Annotated in this window: 14 protein-coding genes; 12 read left to right on the top strand and 2 right to left on the bottom strand. The window is 51.3% G+C overall.

The window, feature by feature from the left end:
- Window positions 1-17: 17 nt before the first annotated feature.
- From ACETK5_RS17710 to ACETK5_RS17655, 12 genes are all read left to right on the top strand, one after another.
- On the top strand, window positions 18-539 hold the full coding sequence (locus ACETK5_RS17710; protein ID WP_100536177.1) for an HPP family protein: 522 nt from the start codon (window positions 18-20) through the stop codon (window positions 537-539).
- Between the two features lie 770 nt (window positions 540-1,309).
- Window positions 1,310-3,568 carry a hypothetical protein gene (locus ACETK5_RS17705; RefSeq protein ID WP_100536178.1) on the top strand — a complete coding sequence of 753 codons (2,259 nt, stop codon included), beginning with the start codon at window positions 1,310-1,312 and terminating at the stop codon, window positions 3,566-3,568.
- A gap of 18 nt (window positions 3,569-3,586) precedes the next feature.
- Window positions 3,587-4,780, top strand: a complete 1,194-nt coding sequence (locus tag ACETK5_RS17700) for a HEAT repeat domain-containing protein (RefSeq protein ID WP_100536179.1) — start codon at window positions 3,587-3,589, stop codon at window positions 4,778-4,780.
- A gap of 22 nt (window positions 4,781-4,802) precedes the next feature.
- Entirely contained in the window at window positions 4,803-6,191 is a 1,389-nt protein-coding gene (locus ACETK5_RS17695; RefSeq protein WP_207797444.1) for a glycosyltransferase family 2 protein, read from the top strand.
- A 61-nt stretch (window positions 6,192-6,252) separates the two neighbouring features.
- Window positions 6,253-7,059, top strand: a complete 807-nt coding sequence (locus ACETK5_RS17690; RefSeq protein ID WP_100536180.1) for a response regulator transcription factor — start codon at window positions 6,253-6,255, stop codon at window positions 7,057-7,059.
- Window positions 7,060-7,236: 177 nt separating this feature from the next.
- On the top strand, window positions 7,237-8,598 hold the full coding sequence (locus ACETK5_RS17685; protein WP_100536181.1) for a nucleotide sugar dehydrogenase: 1,362 nt from the start codon (window positions 7,237-7,239) through the stop codon (window positions 8,596-8,598).
- Between the two features lie 17 nt (window positions 8,599-8,615).
- Window positions 8,616-9,524 carry a hypothetical protein gene (locus ACETK5_RS17680; protein WP_243390616.1) on the top strand — a complete coding sequence of 303 codons (909 nt, stop codon included), beginning with the start codon at window positions 8,616-8,618 and terminating at the stop codon, window positions 9,522-9,524.
- 426 nt (window positions 9,525-9,950) lie between these two features.
- Window positions 9,951-11,438, top strand: coding sequence for a polysaccharide deacetylase family protein (locus tag ACETK5_RS17675; RefSeq protein ID WP_100536183.1), 1,488 nt, complete (start codon window positions 9,951-9,953; stop codon window positions 11,436-11,438).
- Window positions 11,439-12,752: a nucleotide sugar dehydrogenase gene (locus ACETK5_RS17670; RefSeq protein WP_100536184.1), complete on the top strand. Its 1,314-nt coding sequence runs from the start codon at window positions 11,439-11,441 to the stop codon at window positions 12,750-12,752. It begins immediately after the preceding gene.
- A gap of 19 nt (window positions 12,753-12,771) precedes the next feature.
- Window positions 12,772-14,643, top strand: coding sequence for a glycosyltransferase family 2 protein (locus ACETK5_RS17665; RefSeq protein WP_100536185.1), 1,872 nt, complete (start codon window positions 12,772-12,774; stop codon window positions 14,641-14,643).
- Between the two features lie 32 nt (window positions 14,644-14,675).
- Window positions 14,676-16,433: a polysaccharide deacetylase family protein gene (locus tag ACETK5_RS17660; RefSeq protein ID WP_326112257.1), complete on the top strand. Its 1,758-nt coding sequence runs from the start codon at window positions 14,676-14,678 to the stop codon at window positions 16,431-16,433.
- A 29-nt stretch (window positions 16,434-16,462) separates the two neighbouring features.
- The gene (locus ACETK5_RS17655) at window positions 16,463-17,551 is read left to right on the top strand and encodes a glycosyl hydrolase family 18 protein (RefSeq protein WP_394056962.1); all 1,089 of its coding nucleotides are present in this window, start codon (window positions 16,463-16,465) and stop codon (window positions 17,549-17,551) included.
- 130 nt (window positions 17,552-17,681) lie between these two features.
- Here the strand turns inward: ACETK5_RS17655 and ACETK5_RS17650 are convergent, their stop codons facing one another.
- Both ACETK5_RS17650 and ACETK5_RS17645 read right to left on the bottom strand, forming a co-directional pair.
- Entirely contained in the window at window positions 17,682-19,829 is a 2,148-nt protein-coding gene (locus ACETK5_RS17650) for a YhgE/Pip domain-containing protein (protein WP_100536188.1), read from the bottom strand.
- A 29-nt stretch (window positions 19,830-19,858) separates the two neighbouring features.
- A complete protein-coding gene (locus ACETK5_RS17645; protein WP_100536189.1) occupies window positions 19,859-20,245 on the bottom strand; it encodes a hypothetical protein in 387 nt (128 codons plus the stop codon).
- Between the last annotated feature and the right edge of the window lie 92 nt (window positions 20,246-20,337).

The following is a 20,337-nucleotide window of genomic DNA, read 5'->3' as shown; positions in this document are numbered from 1 at the left end:
AATAATGGAGGCTTATCATGAAGGATCTGGCAGCTGTGTATTTACAAAAAATGAAAGGGGGGGCTAGAAGTCCGTTGACCGTTCGTCCCATGAATATCGCCATTGGCTTTATCGGCGGGGCTGTTTCCATCGGATTGTTGGCTCTTCTGACAACACTTGCAGGGAGTGTTTGGATCATGGCACCCTTTGGTGCGAGCTGCGTGCTTGCGTTTGCGGTCTGGGACGCGCCGCTGTCACAGCCAAGGAACCTCATTGGAGGACATCTCATTTCAACATTCACGGGACTTGTGACGCTTGAGGTTCTGGGGGACGGAATCTGGGCCATGGCCATCGGTGTGGGAGCGGCGATCAGCTTGATGGGCATAACCAAAACGACCCATCCTCCGGCTGGAGCTGATCCCTTGGTTGTCATTATGGCTGGCAGCGGCTGGTCATTCTTGTTTACGCCGGTGCTTGCCGGGTCGGTCATGATCGTGGTTGTGGCTCTGCTCGTCAATAATGCGGTAAAGGAGCGAAGATATCCGACTTTTTGGTGGTGAAGGCAGTTTTTTCTTTGATGAATATACGGTAATCATGGTAACTTCTTCAATCAAATATCGTCAACAACAGACTCGGATCTACAATGGACCGGGTCTGATTTGTATTGTTATGACGCAGATTTGAAAATTCCCAAACTAATTTATATACCACCATCCGGGAAAATCCAAACCGAAATCAGAAAAAATAGGCGATACTTACCACTTGATCCCGGGTGTCAAATCTATAGAATATTACACAATCCCGGTACAGGACTCTATTCTTATTTTGTATAAAAGGTTAATATTGCCAAACCTTTACAGGATGCGGTTCTCAGCCGTTTTTTTATACGACTTTGGTATCAAATTTGTCATAACTATGGATAATGATGTAAAAATGACCGGAACTTTAGCAATTTTTATGCGTTTAATCTTATGATTCACGAAAATTTTCTGAAAATCTTCGTCGTCTCGCTGCATTCCTCGGATGGAATGAAGTCATGCGGTTCCAGCCTTATTCGGGCAGCGATGCTTTTCACTGCACACAACTAACATCAGGCTGTGAAGTTGTCAAATGACAGGGACGAGGAGGCAGCGGCGAGTGTTATCGGGGGAAAAATGTGGAAGAGGTTTGTTTTACTTCTTTTTGACTACTATCGATATCGGAAAAGTTGGTAAAGAAGGAATATGGTATCGGGAACGCATCGGCTATAGAATGACGAGTATGGCTCAGTCGTCATATGTCGGTGCAGCAACAAGCATGTCAAAGAAAGGGCAGGTGAGCAACGAAGACGATGAGCAGACGAAAATGGTGGGTGATCGCAGCACTTTTCACTATAGTGCTTCTCTGCGGTGCCGCTGTAATTCTAGGATATCTACGACCGTCATTAAAAACGTATGCGGATGCGGACGGCGTGAAAATGAAATTCAAAACAGAGGGAACCTCCTTTCTGGTATATGAGGATGACGAAGTTTGGAAAGAGGTTTTTGCCAAAGGCGTGAATCTTGGGGCAACCGTACCTGGACATTATCCCGGTGAGCTTCCGGCAACGGAGGAAGATTACCTTCGCTGGTTTAAACAGATTGATGACATGGGAGCGAACGTAATCAGGGTCTACACCGTGCATAATCCGGTCTTTTATTCTGCGCTTGTGAAATATAACCGGGATAAAGGCGATGACCCCTTGTACTTCATGCAGGGCATTTGGTCACCGGAGGAGCAGCTAATCGAGCGTAAGGATGCGTATGACGAAGAAATCATCCAAACGTTCAAAGCGGAGATATCGAAGGCTGTTGCTGCAGTCTACGGCGATATCAACGTTGAGCCCAAGCATGGACAGTCGAGTGGCAAGTATAAGGTCAATGCAGGCAAGTACCTTATGGCCTGGCATGTGGGAACCGAGTGGGACCCAACCATGGTCGATAACACCAACACGGTACATAAGGATGTTCCTCAGTATGAGGGGTCCTATTTCTCGGGGACGAAGGACGCAAGTCCCTTTGAGAATTGGCTGGCATCTTTATTGGACTATACGGCTGCCGAGGAGCAGAAGTACGGATGGCAGCATCCGATGACATTTACCAATTGGGTCACAACGGATGTGCTTGAGCATCCGGGGGAACCGCTGTTTGAAGAAGACCTGGTGTCTGTTGATGCGAGGCATGTAGAACCGGTGAACTGGGATGCAGGATATTTTGCCGCATACCATGTGTATCCGTACTACCCGGATTTTTTCCGGACGGACAAAACGCTACAGACCCTTCCTGACGGGAATGGGGGTTATAACACGTACAAAGCCTACTTGCGAAAATTGAAGGCGGAATTCGAGGATATGCCGATTATGGTCACCGAATACGGCGTACCTTCGTCCATCGGTATTTCACACCACGGTCCTGGAGGGAAGGATCAAGGGGGGCATGATGAAGCGGAGCAAGGCGAAGTTAATGTTTCGCTGACCCAGGATATTTACGACGAAGGCTATTCCGGGGCCATCTTGTTCATGTGGCAGGACGAATGGTTTAAGAAAACATGGAATACGATGCCTTTTGAAATACCAGCAGACCGCCGGGCATTCTGGTTGAATGTGCTGACGAATGAGAAAATGTTCGGCGTTCTCGCCATGCAGCCGGGCAAGGTAGAGCAGATCACGATCGACGGGGATCTCAGCGATTGGGATAAAGTTCCCGAAGGGGAAGTCAAGACCTGGTCCGGAACGGCTCCGGGCGTCAAGAACATGAGGCTGACTCATGATGAAGCCTACCTGTATATCGGCATGGAACTGGAAGAAGCATTTGATCCCGAACGTTCCAAGCTTTTCATTGGAGCAGATACGATCCCTGGCGGCGACATCCCGAAGAAAGAACTGGCGGGACGAACGCTCCAAGGTGGAGCTTTGGAAACTTTGATTCAGTTAGGTCAAGAGGATGAATCCCAGGTCACCATAGCGCCATCATACGATTTCCACAGCCGTTTGTACGGTAAAGAGGGATATTGGATGCTGCCGGAAGAGGAAGCCAAGGGAGCCAAGGATGATCCTGTGGTGCCTGGAGGTTCGTTTCATGCCTGGAAGCTGGCCATCAGCCTGCTGATGAACCCGCCGGATACCCGCTTCTCCCATCCGTTTGTGGATGAGAAAGTAGGGATGCTGAAGCAGGGGACCAGTGATCCGAACTCTCCGGATTTTAATTCGCTTACGGCCTGGCAGTATCAAGACAGGTTTGTTGAGATGAGGATCCCATGGATGCTGCTCGGATTCGGGGATCCGAGTTCGCTGCAGGTGGTGGATTACAGCCCGCTTCAAGACAAGCGTACATTCAGCACGATAACAACGGAAGGGATCCGGCTGGCTCCGTGGATCGCACAGCGATCTGAGAAAAACGGGAAATCAGCGTCAGGATCGGCAGCGTCCATCAACCTGGAGGAGATCGAACCCTATACTTGGGAGCTATGGGAAGCTACCAAGTACAGTGAACGATTAAAACAAAGCTATTATGATATGCAGGACATATTCACCCGTCTGTCCGAAAAAGAGCGGGAACCAGATGCTAAATAAAAGGAGGAGCCATCGGATATGTTTTCAAATTTAGAAATGGCGTACGTCTTTGTCTATGTATGTCTCGGCCTTATTGCAGCCGGCATTATCCTGTTGTTCCAAATGAAGATCAAGCACAATGCCATACAAAGAGAAACGGAACGCTTAACAGAAAAACATCATGACTATTTTGTGTATGTCCAGAGTCATCTGCATGACGATACGAAGCTGGAGCTCCCGCCTGGCAAATTGACATCGGCTGATCGCCGGGTCATTCAAGCCAAGTTTATGGAGTGGATCGAGCAATTCAAAGGGGACGCCAGAGAGAAGCTCCTGCGTTTATGCCGGGATGCCGGATTTGTGGAAGAGGAGATTCGGGCATTATCCAGCCTGCGGAAGGACCGCCGTATTGAAGCGGTCTACCGCCTAGGCGGGATGCGTGCAGAAGAGGCCGTGCCGCAGCTTCAGCATCTGATGAACCGTACGAAATATGGTCCGATGACCATCATTATTGCGCGGGCGATTGCCAAAAGCGCAGTTCAGTCACAGCAGATTCGAGAAATGTTGTCCAAGCTGCTGGCCTACGATAAAGCCATTCATCATATGGCTGCCGATATTTTGCTGGAAACCCGGCTGGATTCAGCCAGCCTCATGCGCAAGCTCTTGGATGATCCCGATCCTGGACTGGTCAAGGTCTCGCTTGTAGCCATGTGGGGGCAGGCCATTCCGGCTGTCGTACCGGCACTCGATCGACTGGTCGGGTCCGAAGAGAAGGACGTCCGTGCGGAGGCGGTCAAGCTGTATCTTGGCTCCTATCCGGCCCTGAAGGATGATACCATTGCGGAGCTTATGAATGATCATGAGTGGGAAGTGCGCGCGGCAGCGGCAAAAGCGCTGGGACGGCTTCATGCCGCAGGCAGCATTCCAATTCTGGCTTCCGCCTTGAAGGACGAGAATTGGCATGTGCGCAACAACAGCGCGGAGAGTCTTGCCATGTTGGGAGAACAAGGCTTCGAGACATTGTGCCAAGCCGCGTTGACAGGAGAAGGTCCAGCCAGGGAAACGGCCTTGTACCGGATTGAGCGGATCATGTCCAACGAAGGCGAATATGAGCAAGTTGAGCAAATGGTGGCTTTTAACAAAAGAAAACTGGTGTACGATCGTTATTTCGGCGTTCAAACGAACAAACGGATCGGCACGGTTGCAGGAGTAGGAGGAGATTACACTGCTTAGAGATATCCTGCTCACTTACGGGATGGTGGCGATTTATTACGTCATGATCGTTAGCGCGCTTTATTTTGTAATTCTGATGTTTTCTTTCAGAAATATTAAGGATATTTTCAGACGCGCTACGTATTCCAAATACAATACGCTCTCGGGTTCGGAACTGGTTCCATCGGTATCATTGCTGGTTCCCGCCTATAACGAAGAGTTGACCATCGCGGAGAATGTCCGCTGTCTGATGACGCTCAACTATCCAACCTACGAGGTCATCGTCATCAATGACGGATCCTCCGACGAGACGCTGAAGGTGCTGATTGAGGAGTATGGTTTGACGCTGCTGCCCAATCCGGAGATCCGCGGGAACATCAGCACGAACAAGGTTCGGGGCATTTATTATAATCCGCAGTACCCGCAGCTTTACCTCATCGACAAAGAGAACGGCGGTAAGGCGGATTCATTGAACGCGGGCATTAACCTGTCCCGTTATCCGCTGATTTCTTCCATCGATGCGGATTCATTGCTGGAGAAGGATGCGCTGATCCGGATGGCCCGCATGTATATGGAGAATCCCGAGGAAACGGTGGCCATCGGCGGGGATGTTCGGATCGCCAATGGCTGTGTGATTGAGAACGGAGAGGTTAAGGATGTATCCTTGCCGCGCCGGATATGGCCGATGTTCCAATCGATCGAATATCTGAAGGCTTTCCTGGGTGGACGAATCGGGTGGAGCCATTTCAATGGGCTCATCATCGTCTCGGGAGCCTTCGGCTTGTTCCGCAAAGATTATGTCATCGCGGTAGGCGGCTATCGGGGAGGCTACCCCGGTGAAGATATGAACATCATTATCAAGCTGCACCGCTATATGCTGGAAAATAAAATCAAATACCGCGTTTCCTTTTGCCCGGAAGCGGTGTGCTGGACGCAGGCGCCGGACAGCTACAACATTTTGTCCAATCAGCGCAAGCGCTGGGGACGGGGAAACTTGAAGAACATGATCGAGAACCGCGATATGGTGTTCAATCCGAAATATAAAGTCATGGGCATGTTGACGATGCCCTACAACGTTATTTTTGAAGCGCTAAACCCTTACTTCAGAATTACGGGCCTTCTGGCTCTGCTTGGATATGTATTGCTGGATATGACAAATTGGCATGTGCTGGTCGTGTTTGGACTCGTCAATTTTTTAAGTGGGTACCTGCTCAGCGTAGGAGCTCTCATCCTAGAGGAGATGGCCTTCCGCCGGTATACCAAATTGTCCGATCTGGTGAAGATGCTCTTCTTCTCGGCACTCAAATTCGTGGGTTACCACCAGTTAGGTGTGCTGTGGAGAGTACAGGGGCATATTCAATATCTGCAAAACAACAATTCATGGGGTACCATGACCCGGCAGAGCTGGAAAGATAAGAACGAGGCTGCCTGACTTCAAGGCCCGGTTCATATGTAACAGCATCAAAATATAAAGAGAGGTGGGACCTACAGTTATGTCTCAATCCGCAACATTGCAACGCGTGCAGGCCGTTGATTTTTACGGCCGCCTGGAGGAGGAAGTGAGAAACCATAGCCATGGAACAGCATTGCTGTTTCTGTACTGTGCAGGCAATTCGTCCGAGACGGAGGCTGGGCAGACGGAGGTTCAAAGCTTTGTGGACCAGTTGTCCGGCGTGAACGGTGAGGTACTGCTTGACACCAATACCGGTGTGTTGGCCGTTACCTTGCCTGGATATTCGCTGGATGCCGCCCATTATCAGGCATTGCTCCTGAAGCAGCATCTGCAAGGCCGTTTGGAGCAAGCAGATCCGCGTATTACGCTTGCAGCGCTTACTGAAGTGCCGTCAGCGCTGACGTTGAAGCAGATGGCAGAAGCGACCAAGCTCAGCACCTCTTCGGATATTCATATATTTACGCAGGAGGAAGTAGACAGCGGTCAAAACCGCATTCTCATCGTGGATCAAGATGCCACGGTGAGGGAGTTTTTACAGATCCGCTTGACCATGCAAGGTTATGAAACTCTTGAAGCAGTAGACGGTTTGGAGGCGCTGGATCTCATCCCGAAATGGGAGCCGGATCTTGTGCTGACCGAGCTCAACCTGCATGGCATCGACGGCCTGCCTTTCATTCATCATATCCAGCAGCTGGATATGAAGGAACCGCCCAAAATTGTGGTATTAACCGAGAAACGAGTGGAGCAGACGATCAGCCAATGTTTCCAAAACGGGGTGGATGATTATGTAACCAAACCGTTCTCGCCGGTGGAACTGGATGCCCGCATCCGCCGCTGCCTTCATTAAACACATCGTTACTAACGCTTTTAGTTTGAAGAGAATTGATGAATGATACGTGATTAGTTGAGCTGAGAGGTTCTTTAATCGCAAGGAGAGAGTTCAACAAAACGAGGTCTGTCTTTTGGCGAAATAGGCAAAAGACATAGACAAATAGACTATACATCCGATGGAGGTTGAATACTTGTGAATGAGGAATATGAAACGTTATTGAGTGCCATTGAGAATAAGAAAGCCGTTCTGGGTGTTGTGGGACTGGGCTATGTAGGATTGCCGCTGGCTGTGGAAATGGTAAGACAGGGATTCACGGTCATCGGTATCGATCTGGATTCGGATAAAATTGACCGCATTTACCGCGGCGAGTCCTATATTACGGACATCTCGTCCGAAGAGCTTGCGGCATGCATGGAGACCGGACGCTTTAAGCCGACAACGGATTACAGCATGATTGCTGTGATTGATGCGGTCAGCATCTGCGTGCCGACGCCGCTCAGCGAGAATCAGGACCCGGATACTTCCTACATTACAATGGTAGTCGATCAGCTCAAACGCTATATGAAGCCTAATCTGTTAATTACGCTGGAGAGCACGACGTATCCGGGAACCACGGAGGAACTGATTCAACAGCCGATTGAGAAGCTCGGTTATAAGGTTGGCCAAAACTTCTATCTGTGCTTCTCGCCGGAACGGGTCGATCCATCCAACAGCCGGTTCAATACACGAAATACGCCGAAGGTCATCGGAGGAACGACGGACGCCTGCCTAAAGCTGGGTGAAGCGTTGTACAAGCAGTACGTTGAGACGGTTGTACCCGTAAGCAACCCGAAAGTGGCGGAAATGTCCAAGCTGCTGGAGAATACGTTCCGCAGCGTGAATATTGCCTTTGTCAACGAGATGGCCATGATGTGCGACCGCATGGGCATTGATGTATGGGAAGTGATCAATGCCGCGGCAACCAAGCCGTTCGGATTCATGCCATTCTATCCGGGACCGGGCATCGGCGGCCATTGCATTCCGCTGGATCCCATGTACCTGTCCTGGAAGGCCAAGGGCTTCCGCTTCTACAGCAAATTCATTGAGCTGGCACAGTCCACCAACGATAATATGCCTTACTACGTGATCAACAAGACGGCTACGATTCTGAATGAATATGCCAAATCGATCAAGCGCTCCAGTATCCTGCTGTTAGGCATGGCTTACAAACCGGACATCAGCGATCTGCGTGAATCACCGGGACTTGAAGTATACGAACAGTTCAAGGAAAATGGCGCCTATGTGGATTATTACGATCCGTATGCCCACAGTTTTGTGGATAAGCAAGGCGAGACGATTCACAGCGTGGAGTATGATCTTGCGAAATTCAGCCGTTACGATTGCATCGTCCTCATTACAAACCACAGCAATCTGGATTATCATTCGATCGCTTCCACCGGCGTGCCGATCTTAGATACACGAAATGCGTTTAAAGCGTTCGCCGAGCCTCATATCTACAAGATCGGCCATTCCGTTCAGCATGTAGCTGAGCCTGGTGAGGCTGTCTTGATCTGATGAAATGGACGAGAAGAATGAGGCCTATACATGCAAAAGCGAAGTGGATCATCCTGGTTGCCGGCATCTGTCTTTTGCTGCTGATCCTTCTTCTTCTCCCGTCAGGCAAGGTGAATCAGAACAAGGCTACATGGCTGTGGGATGCAAGTCTGATCCGGAGTGAAACGGAGGAGATTGTGGCCTTTAGCGGCAGAGAAGGCATTACAACGATCTTTTTGCAGATTCAACAAGAGGTTACGGACGAGGAGTACCGCCATTTTGTAGCTGCTGCACATCAGCAGGGCATCAGCGTTCACGCCTTGAACGGTCAGCCGGATTGGGCTTATGAGGAAGGCCGGCGAAAAGGGATGGAGCTGCTGACCTGGCTGGAAGCGTACAATCGTACGGCTGCGCCGGAGGAGAAATTCGAGGGCGTGCAGTTTGATGTCGAGCCCTATGTGCTCCGGAGATGGGGCCGCGAACAGGCACAGGTGGTGGAAGAATGGAGCGCAAACATGGAGGTTTGGGTGCAGGAGGCAAAGCGTCAGGGGCTATGGTTCAGTGCCGCGGTACCATTCTGGCTTGACTCGATCCCTGGACCCCGCAGTGCGGATGCCGACTCGTTCAGCCGCTGGATGATCCAGAACACGGACGCGATTGCCGTTATGGCGTACCGGGACAGCGGGGAGCAGATGTATGAATTGTCCAAGGAAGAGCTGGAGCAGGCGGATGAACTCGGCAAGTCCGTCTGGATCGGCATGGAGCTCGGGGATACGGAGGAAGGCGAGCACCTGACCTTCTTTGCCAAGAGCGAACAGGAGATGGAGGACGAAGCCCTGCGTGCCGCCAAACTTGGCAGCGATCATTCTTCCTTTGCGGGAATGGCCGTCCATCACTACCAGGCCTGGGTTCACAAACGAACCGCGATGGCTGGGGAAGAGCCTTGATTTACCATAAGGTTTAATTACGATTTCCGGTTAAATGGTAACAACATGAACAACAACATGAATCATTCACAATTCAACGTACCTTCGAAGGTCTTAAGAGACTTTCGAAGGTTTTTTTGTCTGACAAGGGGGTGAGGCCCCGGTTGAATCGGAATTGTTTAGAAATTGTATAGAACTGAATTCTATAATGTGAATCATCGAGCGGCAGGGAGTAAGAGCATGTTTTGAATGAGTATGGGGCAACGGATTACATAAGCGTGGACGATCGGGGTCCCTTATTGTAATTCAAAGTTTTGAAAAAGATGAAAACCCATGAAATTTCCCGAAATGTTATAGCAATTAGGATAGGTTGGTGTTATATTCTATTGGTTTGTTCAGTAAGGGCTTTAATAAATACCCTGTTTGAAATTTAAAAGGAGTATCCAGATGAATAAAGATTCTAGTAAAACCCGAATGTTACACCTGCTTACGAGGATGACCGGACTGTTGTTAACCCTGGCGTTATTGGGCGGTTGCGGTCTTTTTGGAGGTAAGCAAGCTCCCGGCGATGAAGCGGGAGGCTCGACGGCTGCTGTTCCAAAAGTTGAACGGTATACGGGAGAGAAGAGCAGGGAAATCCCGTTTGTTTATACGGCCAGGAAGGAATTGGCGCTTACCTTTAACGGCATGGGCGATAAAGCGACCATGATGGCACTGATCGATGAGCTGGATGCGCACGGAATCAAGGCGACGTTCTTTCTTCCGGGCATCAGAGTGGCGGAGGAACCGGACATTGCGGAAGCCATTTTGTCCAGAGGTCATGAAATTGAGAACAACACGCTCAATCAGCTCGATATGAATCAGCTTGATTACGATCAGATCTATAAGGAAATCAAACTCGCGAACGATGTCATCAAACGGGAAACGGGCGCCCAGCCCCGCTATGTTCGGACACGCTCGGGCGATTATCCGGACGAAGTGCCACTGGCAGCTGCACATCTTGGAATGAAGGCCGTTGTAAGTTATAACATTAATCCCAAGGACCGCAATATGCAGAGTGCTGAAGAGATTGGAGAGTATGTGACCAGGTTCATCTCCAGAGGCGGGATTATTTCCATGAATACCGACGTTAATCCGGAAGTCATTTCTTCTATTAAATACATAGCCCAGGCCGTGGACGATATCGGATATCAATTGGTTACGCTGGATGAGCTGGTGCAGCATGGCGGCGTGCGAAAACCGCTCGAGTTAATTCCGGGATACGACGCTGCAAGAATGAACCCGGATTATCAACAGGCGAAATATGAACTGGTTTATAAAGTCAATACGAACAAAAAAGAAGTTGCCCTGACGTTTGATGATTTCGGAAGCGACAAAACGGTAACCCGCATCCTTGATATTTTGGAGGAGCATGATGTGAAAGCTACCTTCTTCCTCCGGGCCAAAGGAGTGGAAAGCAACCCGAATTTGGCGCGGGCGATGGTGGAAGGCGGACATGATGTGGCTAACCATTCCTACAGTCATCCCGTCGTTACTTCGCTAACGCCGGAAGAGCTGCAGAAGGATGTCGTCAAGGCCCACCAGGTCATTACGGAGGCCATACAGCAGCAGCCTGTCATGCTGTTTCGTCCGCCGACCGGCGTGGTAGATGACGAACGGGCCAAAGCGCTGGCGGCTACCGGTTACCCGGCCATTGCGATGTACGATGTGACTACGCTGGATTGGGATGTTTCCAATAGTGCCGACGATATTGTAAACGGGGTTATGACCAAGACCCAAAGGGGAAGCGTCATTTTGCTGCATATGCTGGATGACATTCATACCATTGAGGCTCTGCCCAGAGTGCTGGAAGGGCTGAAGAATAAAGGATATACGTTTGTAAAAATGGCGGACATGATGCAGCTGCAGGACAAAGCCGCAATGGAGATGGAATAGATGGAATTATTTGAAAATATGCTGGACCGCGTGGACAAATTGGCGATCGTCGGTCTTGGATATGTGGGCCTGCCGCTGGCGGTCGCATTCTCAAGAAGATTGGATGTCATCGGCTTTGATTTGAGCGAGGCCAAGGTGCAGCAGTATCGAAGCGGTTTCGATGCTACCGGTGAGATCGGGGATACCTCGCTTACGAACTGTACGGCCGCCTTCACCTCGGATCCGGACAAGCTCAAGGAAGCTCGCTGCTTTATTGTGGCCGTTCCGACACCCGTAAAAAGCGGGAATGTGCCGGACCTGAAATTCGTGCGCAATGCCAGCCGTTTGGTTGGCCGGGCATTGACCCGGGGCGCGGTTGTTGTGTATGAGTCAACGGTTTATCCGGGCGTTACGGAGGAAGTGTGCATTCCGATTCTCGAAGAGGAGTCCGGCCTGCGCCTGGGCGTGGACTTCAAGGTGGGGTATTCCCCGGAACGGATTAATCCCGGAGACCAGGTTCACCGGCTCGAGACCATCGTGAAAATTGTGTCCGGCAATGACCCGGAAGCGCTGGAAACGGTTGCCAATCTATATGAACTGATCATCGATGCAGGCGTCCACCGGGCGGAAAGCATCCGGGTGGCGGAAGCAGCCAAAGTCATCGAGAATGCCCAGCGCGATATCAATATCGCTTTCATGAACGAGCTTTCCATGCTGTTCAATCAGATGGATATCGATACGAATGCCGTGCTGCGGGCGGCGGAAACGAAGTGGAATTTCCTCCCGTTCCGGCCGGGGCTCGTCGGCGGACATTGCATCGGAATTGATCCTTATTATCTCACGTATAAGGCCGAGGATACGGGATATCATTCCAAGATTATTTTGGCCGGGCGGCATATCAATGACGGAATGGGGAAATACATCGCCCAGCATGTCATTAAACTCGCGGTTCGCCAAGGTATTGATCTGATGAGGGCAAAGGTGGCGGTAATGGGCCTGGCCTTTAAGGAAGACTGCCGGGATATCCGCAACTCCAAGGTCATCGATATTATCCGGGAGCTGCAGGACTACGGGATTCAGCCGATGGTCGCCGACCCGCACGTGGACCGTCATCAGGCTTACGTGGAATATGGAATCGAGCTGTCGGACATGAGCGAATTGAGAGACATCCAGATTGCGGTTGTAGCCGTCGCTCACCGGGAGTTCAAGCAGCTTGGGATTGCCGAATTCAAGGACATGTTTAACGCTGAAGAGGCGAAGCTTCTAATTGACGTGAAGGGAGCTTATCCAAAAACCGAATATGAAGCGAACGGCTTTCATTATTGGAGTTTGTAGATAACGATGGGAGAAAGCAATGAGGATTATAAAAAGAAAGCAACCGAAGAGCACCAAGGAAGTTCTTACGGTTCCGCGTACGGACAGACGTACGCTTTCCTACGTACCCGATCCGGAGCAGATCCGTTTGAACGCGGACCGGAGAGGCAACCGAGCACAGCAGCCCGGGGATGATGTGTCCAGTTCTGAGTATTTAAATAAGCTGCGTATGCTCAGCTTGCGTTATGAAGCGGAATTTGAAGTATGGATCGTTCCCAAGGGGAAAAAGAAAAAGGCCGGGATCAAGGGGCAGGCTGCCGATATTTCGGCCACCGGCCTGCTGCTCAGGCTGCCGGACGCCTCTTCAGGTCTTGAAGTGGGCGACACCGTGAAGGCCCGATTCCGCATCCCGCCGGGCGCCATGCCCGAGGGTTTTGAATCGGCCGTAAGGATGGATGCAAGCGTCGTTCGCCGGACCACAAGTTCGACGGAATCCGGTGAAGAACATATGCTTGCCTTAGAATTTGAGAAGCCGCTGACGGAATATTTTCAGCGCAAACGGTGGGGCTATTCCGTGTATTCTGCCAGCGCCTTGATGTTCATGGCTGTGCTCTTCATCATGCTGATGCGGGCCGAGAGCATTATTTATTTCAAATACAACATGGTGCTGTATTTGTACAGCTTAATCGCAGCTCTGTTTCTGCTGACACGCTACCTGTTCGGGGCGTTATATCGCGATGTGCCGATCAATCCGGATTACACGCCGGGGGTTTCGATTATCATCCCCTGCTTCAATGAAGCGGATTGGATCAAACGTACGATTCTGAGCTGTATTAATCAGGACTATCCGGTAGATAAGCTGGAAGTCATTGTCGTGGATGACCGTTCGACAGACCAGTCGGTACAGCAGATCAAGGATATGATCGAAGTGATTCATTCCGAGGCGGAGCGTTACGCTACCCGCGAACGCCTGTCCTATACGGTGCTGCCGGAGAATGCGGGCAAGCGGGTCGCCCTGGTCAAAGGTGTGGAGATGGCGAAGCATGATCTGGTGGTGTTCGTGGACTCCGACAGCTTTTTGGACCCGACGGCGATTCGCCACCTCGTTCAGCCTTTTCAGGACCCTAAGATGGGCGGCGTCGCCGGACGGACGGACGTCGAGAACAAATATACCAATAACATGACGAAGCTGCAGACTGTGCGTTATTATATTGCGTTTCGGATCATGAAAGCGGCGGAGTCATGGTTTGACAGCGTGACCTGCCTGTCGGGCCCGTTATCCTGCTATCGAAAAGAGCTGATCATACAGCATGCGGATGCCTGGCTGAACCAGAAGTTTCTGGGCAGACCCGCCACTTTCGGGGATGACCGAAGCATGACGAACTTTATTTTGAAAACACATCGTACCGGTTACCAGGATTCCGCCATATGCTCGACGATTGTCCCTTCGCAGATGAAGGTGTTCCTGAAGCAGCAGATGCGCTGGAAGCGCTCATGGCTGCGCGAGTCGCTGCGGGCTGGAGGCTTTATTTGGCGCAAAGAGCCGTTTATGGCCTTGTTTTTCTACATCGGCCTGATCGTGCCGATTGCCGCGCCTGTCGTGGTTGCCTATAACTTGATGTACGTGCCGATCGTTCACGGCATTTTTCCGGGGACCTTCTTGATGGGCTTGCTGCTGATGGCGCTGCTGATGAGTCTTGCCCACCTGCTGTTTCGCAAGAGTAGGCTCTGGGTGTTCGGCTTCGTGTTCTGTCTGTTCTATGAATTTGTCCTGTTATGGCAGATGCCGGTGGCCTGGTTTACCTTCTGGAAGTCGACATGGGGGACCCGGGAAACGCCGCAGGATATTGAAGCGAGAGAGAAGAAGGAAGCCCGCAAGCGCAAAGGCAAAAAATTCGGATTACCGTTCTGATCGTGTCAAAGCGGTTGAAGTGAGGATGACCAATGGGTAAAAAACAAAAAACAGCCCTCAATGTTCAGCGGAAAAATCGCCGCAAGATCATCAAAGTTACGGCACAGGTCGTTGTATTGGCTGTAGCAGCCGTCCTGCTGGCGAATGCGATTTTCGATTTTCGCACATTTAAAGAGCCGGACAAATCGGCCTGGCGTCAGGATCAGGGCTTTATTGCGCTATCCTATTTCGGAGTCGGCCGCACCGGGACATCCAAGCTCGTATCCAAGAGCCAGCTGGATGCCCAACTGAAGGCCTTATATGAACAGGGCTACACCACGATTTCGCAGCAAGATATTATCGATTATTATCGTCATGGCAAGAAGCTGCCGGATAAAGCGTTGTACCTGTCCTTTGAAGACGGACGGAATGACTCCGCATTATTCGCGCAGCCCCTGCTGGAGAAATACAATTATAAGGCCACTTTCCTGTCCTATGCAGGCAAAATGGGCAATAGTGAACGGAAATTTCTGCAGCCGAAGGATATGCTGAAGATGACCCGCACCGGTTATTGGGAGCTGGGGACCAACGGCAACCGGCTGACTTATATTAATATTTTTGATCGTGAAGGCCGTTACATCGGCGTTAAGGACGAAGGTGAACTGACCGCCAAATCCCATGTGGAATATTACAACCACTATTTGATGGATTTCATACGCGACGAGAATATGATTCCGCTCGAGAACCGCGCGGAGATGGAAGAACGGATCCAAGCTGACTATGAGGCGATGAATAAAGTCTATACGGAAGCGCTTGGTTACGTTCCAGGCACGTATATGATCATGCACGCCAATGCGCTTGGCGGAGGCATGAATCAGCTTGTTGCCAATGCCAATACGGAGCAGATTAGGCAGCTGTTTGAAATGAATTTCAACCGGGAAGGAATGGCCTTCAACTCGAAGGACAGCGATCTTTATAATCTGACTCGGGTCCAGCCTGCTCCTTACTGGTCTACCAATCATCTGTTGATGAAGCTGCACAAGGACCAAGGACAACCTATGCAATTTGTGCGGGGGGACGAGCAGCAGGCTGAGAAGTGGGAGGTGCTTGGCGGAGCCGCTGAATTTGCGGATAACCGTTTCGTGGTCACATCGCCTCCGTCTCAGGCAGGGACCGTTTATTTGAAGGGCAGCGAAGAGTCTGACGTGACCGTCTCGGTTAAGGCACTCGGTAATGTGGTAGGACGGCAGTCCATTTATGTCCGTTACGACCGGACGAAGGGCTCTTACTTAAGGCTTCTTCTGGAGAACAATAACGTGGTGGTGGAACAGAAGAGAGCGGGTCAAGCGCCCGAAGAGCTGTTCACTTATTCCTTGCCGAAGGTCGAGTGGGGGGAAGAGGATCTGCAATTCGACAAGGCATCGGTATATACCAAGGAGCAGACGCAGTCCGGAGACCGGGATGATGAGAATGAGTATCCCGTCAACATACTTGGAAACCGTAGGTTGGAGATTTCGGTGAAAGGCCATTCTCTGTCCGTGAGTGTCGATCAACAGTTGATTCTGAATCAGCAGCCTGTGGATGTTTCGATTGGCGCAGGGGGCGTGGCGTTTGAATCGCAATATCACGAGCAGAATGAGAAAGATGATATTTACGACGCTATTTTTGAAGATGTTACGATTGCATCCGAGCCTGCGGGCGGTGATCGGAAGCTGCTGTTTACGAACAAGCCGTCCGGACTGACCGGTGTCCTGACAGGCGTGCAGAGAAGTTTGAGCCGGGCGGTTGACTGGGCTGTGGAAACTTTTTAATATTCGGATGGCGTAGGACGTGAACAACAATGAAGAATCGCAGAAGGAAATGGGCAGGAGCTGTGGTATTGATGGCTTTGTGTGCTGCTGTCTCTTTCTGGTGGCTGCATACCGGAGAGCAGGAGAAAGCACTGCAGGCTCAGTTAACGCAAACGGAAGTGAAGCTGTCTGCCTGGATTACGGACTGGCAGTGGAAAACGGGCATAACGGATCTGAAGAAGCTCGGTAGTGAGCTTGAAGAAATCCATTTTTTTGCAGCTTACTTCAATCCTAAAGACGAACTCCATTTTACCTCGGATTTTCGGGAGGGACTGCCTGAGTTTCTGGAGAATTCCCGGAAGGGGGAACAGCTTCGCCGTGTCCTGACCATCGTAAACGATCGTTTCGATACCGATGGGACGGCGGACCAGAAGGATCCTGCGCTCATCTCCCGGATCGTGGCAACTCCGGAAAGCCGCAGTCTGCATATCGGGCACATTCTGGCTGTGGTATCCCAGCATGGCTTTAGCGGTGTGGAACTGGATTACGAGAAGGTACGCAAGGAAGATTGGGCGAATCTTTCGGCTCTGTACGAGGAGCTGTATGAACGTTTACAAGCGGAGGGTTTCTCTCTTCGAATCGTGCTGGAGCCGGGGATCAGCCAATCATCCTTTGACCTGCTGCCGAAAGGTCCGGATTATGTCCTGATGGCATATAACTTGTACGGAGGGCATAGCGGACCGGGTCCAAAGGCGGATCACGCCATGATAAGGAAGCTGGCGGACAAACTGCACGGGATCCCGGGAGACCATGCCATTGCGCTGTCGGTTGGCGGGTTTGACTGGGCCAAGAACGGCAAGGTGGTCTCTTTAACGGAAAAGCGTGCGGTGGAGCTGGCCCATGCCATCTCGGACGATCCGAGTCGGGATCCGTCAAGCGGTGCCCTGTATTTTGAATATACGGACGACCAAGGCATCGGCCATACCGTGTGGTATGCGGATGGAATGACCATTGCAGGCTGGGTGGATGCGGCGAGAGACTCGGGGATTTCGAAGATTGCGATCTGGCGGCTTGGGGATATGGAAGAGGATACGTTGAAACAGTTGAAGGAATATCATCAGCAATCCCAACATAAGTGAATCTTTTACGAAAAAAGGGACATCCCACGGCTCTAAGAAACCGGTTGGGGTGTCCTTTTGCGTAAGGTATGACTCATGTTATCAGCCAAGCCGTCTTTCTGTGCGAATATAAGTACAGGAAGGGGCTGGATTAATGGATGAGCTTCGAGGCTTTCGCTTTGCGGACAAGTCCGCCGCTGGCCCGGTTGATCGGCTTCTTGAGCGCAATCCCGATCATTAGCGCAATTGCCGCGAAGATCAGCATGAACAGGACATCCCGGATGACAATATCCCATAGAATGCCGCCAACGGCTTCCCGCATCATGCTAATGGCGTAGGTGAATGGCAGATACGGATGCAATGCCTGGAAGAACGGCGGCGTCATCTGGATCGGGAACGTTCCGCCCGCGCCTGCAAGCTGCAGCACAAGAAGTACGATGGCCATCGCTTTTCCGACATTGCCGAACACGGACACCAGCGTATATACAATCAGCATGAAGATGGAGCTGATCAGCAGCGCAAACAGGATGAACCAGCCCGGATTCACAACATAGGTCCGCAGCAAATAAATATCACCCAGGGTGACGAATAGCGCTTGGAACAGCGCAATGGTCAGAAATGTTAAATAGCGTCCGAAGTAAATCTCGATGCTGCGGAAGCTTCTCTCTTCATCATGAACCTCGACGGAGAGCAGGGAAACGAGCAGCAGGGCGCCTACCCACAAGGATAAGGTCGTGAAGAAAGGAGACATGGCGGAGCCATAGTTTGGGATTGGATACAGGCGATTCTCTTCCAGCGTAACAGGCTCGGCAAAAAACTGGCTTTCGAGCTCAAAATTGTTTTGAAGCAAATCGATAACCTCTTGGATATCCCCTTCAGCTTCCATCTCGCGCAGCCGATTAGCCAGCTGCGTAATTCGTAGCTCGGCTTCCGGGAGACGGCTTTGGGCAAGCCGCACTTCTTCGCCCCCTACCTTGAGCCCCTTCCGGGCATCTTGAAGCAAACGCTGAATGTCGGGGACTGCGGCAAGCGCCTGGGTCAGCTCCTGCTGAACACGCTTGGCCGTGCCTGCGCCCTTGGTGAAGGCTTTGCTGATCGCTGGACCAATCTCCGTATCGTAGCGGCTTAACAGCGTGTTGGTCAGTCCCGTAATGTCATCGTTCAGCTTTTTCAGCTTATCGATGGAATCCGCAGGTGCTTCTTCTCCCCGTTCCACGGCTTGAGCTATGGTTTGGAGCACGGCCTGAGCTGAGGTCCAGCGTGCTGCAATGTCCTCGAGCTTGGCCGCCCCGGAAGCTGCCGCCGGGGAGATCGAGCCCAGCCGCTTGAACAATTGACCCAGCCGGGCCGCGGCTTGCGCTGCTGTCTCTGCGCGTTCCTGGGCAGCGTTCAGGCGGCTGGCAAGCTCCTTCGGGTCGATGTCGGCTTGCCCCAGAGTGTCCAGCACTTGCGAGAGCGCTCCGGTGGTTGCAGCCAGTACCTCCAAGTCCTGACGCAGGGCAGGCTCCAGCGATTTCGAGGCACCCGCAGCCTGATTCGCGAACTCCGCCAGCGCACCGGCCATGGTTTTGCCGTCCGTGGCAATCCCTTCAAGGCGAGGCAGGGCGGTGTCGGCCTGCTGAATCAATCGGTTGGCCAGCTGAATATCCTTAGCGGCTGTGCCCACCGCTTCATTGAGCTCCGGAAAGCTTTTTTCGAGCCGGAACAGAAGACTTCGTACTTTATTAATTGCCGGGAGCTGATTCTCGATCTCAATCCCGAGCGTGTTGAAGATCTCAAAGATGGTGCCATTGGCGGTTTTGATGAAATTTTTGCTGATTTCCTCCACGACACCGGATGCGCCCTGGGCCGTCACTTTGGGAGAAATGGCGTTGATTTTCTCGTTGGTATAATAGAGGATCTGAGCTTTGACAGGCTCATTGGTCAGCACGGTGCCGATCCGGGCAGAGAAGTTCTCCGGAATAATGATGGCGGCATAATCATCGCCGCGCCGTACACCTTGAATAGCGTTCTCGCTATCCTCCGTAAACCGCCATCCCAGCTTCTCATTGTGATGGAGGGACTCCACGATTTCTTTTCCCAGATTAATCGGCTGGTCGCGAAGAGTGGTCCCTTTATCCAGGTTGGCAACGGCAATGGATACACCGGAGGTCTGGCCGTAGGGATCCCAAGAAGCCTCAATGTTAAACCAGGCATACAGAGAAGGAAGAACGGCAAGCCCGGCTATGATGACGCCTGCAGCCCAATTACGAATGATTCTATGGATATCGGCAGAATATATGTGGAAGATATTCTTCATGAGCGCTCCTGTCTTGTACGTAGTCGGTGCTAGTATGCCGCTAAATCCGTGCCAAGATACGAAACGAGCCGATCCTTTATCTCTTCCTTGAGGGAGTGCCATTCGCAGAGCAGGCTGCCTTCATATCCGCGGCACAAATACTGAACCTGCAGCCCTTCCTTGGCTGTGCGGTTCTGGCTATGAATCCGGATGCCGCGCCTTCTCATCTGTTGTTGTATGAACCAGGCATGATCCGAATTCCCTTTTTTAATAAGCTGCAGATTTAAGATATAGAGGTCAGCCGTTTTGAGTTTAAGGGTCTTGAGAATTCGAATATCCCGCTCGAGTGCAGACTGGATGATGTGATGCAGCAGATAATCATGGATTAGGGCTTCGTCTTCTGGTGAAGGCGGAGGAGGAGTGGAAGGCTTCATCATAAGAGACACATCCTCAGACATAAATATATAGAACATATGTTCTATCTTACACATAGTATGCCAACAATATACGGCCTGCAACCATTAATTTC

This window comes from Paenibacillus ilasis (assembly GCF_043195395.1).
Classification (GTDB): Bacteria; Bacillota; Bacilli; order Paenibacillales; family Paenibacillaceae; genus Paenibacillus_AQ; species Paenibacillus_AQ lautus.
The sequence above is the reverse complement of the archived record's forward strand: the minus strand, read 5'-3'. Positions and strand labels throughout refer to the sequence as shown.

Excerpts from the sequence above, each read along its gene's own strand:
- ACETK5_RS17645 (WP_100536189.1), bottom strand. The coding sequence starts at position 20,245 with ATGATGAAGCCTTCCACTCCTCCTCCGCCTTCACCAGAAGACGAAGCC.
- ACETK5_RS17680 (WP_243390616.1), top strand. The coding sequence starts at position 8,616 with ATGAGGCCTATACATGCAAAAGCGAAGTGGATCATCCTGGTTGCCGGC.
- ACETK5_RS17670 (WP_100536184.1), top strand. The coding sequence starts at position 11,439 with ATGGAATTATTTGAAAATATGCTGGACCGCGTGGACAAATTGGCGATC.
- ACETK5_RS17650 (WP_100536188.1), bottom strand. The coding sequence starts at position 19,829 with ATGAAGAATATCTTCCACATATATTCTGCCGATATCCATAGAATCATT.
- ACETK5_RS17700 (WP_100536179.1), top strand. The coding sequence starts at position 3,587 with ATGTTTTCAAATTTAGAAATGGCGTACGTCTTTGTCTATGTATGTCTC.
- ACETK5_RS17660 (WP_326112257.1), top strand. The coding sequence starts at position 14,676 with ATGGGTAAAAAACAAAAAACAGCCCTCAATGTTCAGCGGAAAAATCGC.
- ACETK5_RS17695 (WP_207797444.1), top strand. The coding sequence starts at position 4,803 with ATGGTGGCGATTTATTACGTCATGATCGTTAGCGCGCTTTATTTTGTA.
- ACETK5_RS17705 (WP_100536178.1), top strand. The coding sequence starts at position 1,310 with ATGAGCAGACGAAAATGGTGGGTGATCGCAGCACTTTTCACTATAGTG.
- ACETK5_RS17690 (WP_100536180.1), top strand. The coding sequence starts at position 6,253 with ATGTCTCAATCCGCAACATTGCAACGCGTGCAGGCCGTTGATTTTTAC.
- ACETK5_RS17675 (WP_100536183.1), top strand. The coding sequence starts at position 9,951 with ATGAATAAAGATTCTAGTAAAACCCGAATGTTACACCTGCTTACGAGG.
- ACETK5_RS17655 (WP_394056962.1), top strand. The coding sequence starts at position 16,463 with ATGAAGAATCGCAGAAGGAAATGGGCAGGAGCTGTGGTATTGATGGCT.
- ACETK5_RS17665 (WP_100536185.1), top strand. The coding sequence starts at position 12,772 with ATGAGGATTATAAAAAGAAAGCAACCGAAGAGCACCAAGGAAGTTCTT.
- ACETK5_RS17710 (WP_100536177.1), top strand. The coding sequence starts at position 18 with ATGAAGGATCTGGCAGCTGTGTATTTACAAAAAATGAAAGGGGGGGCT.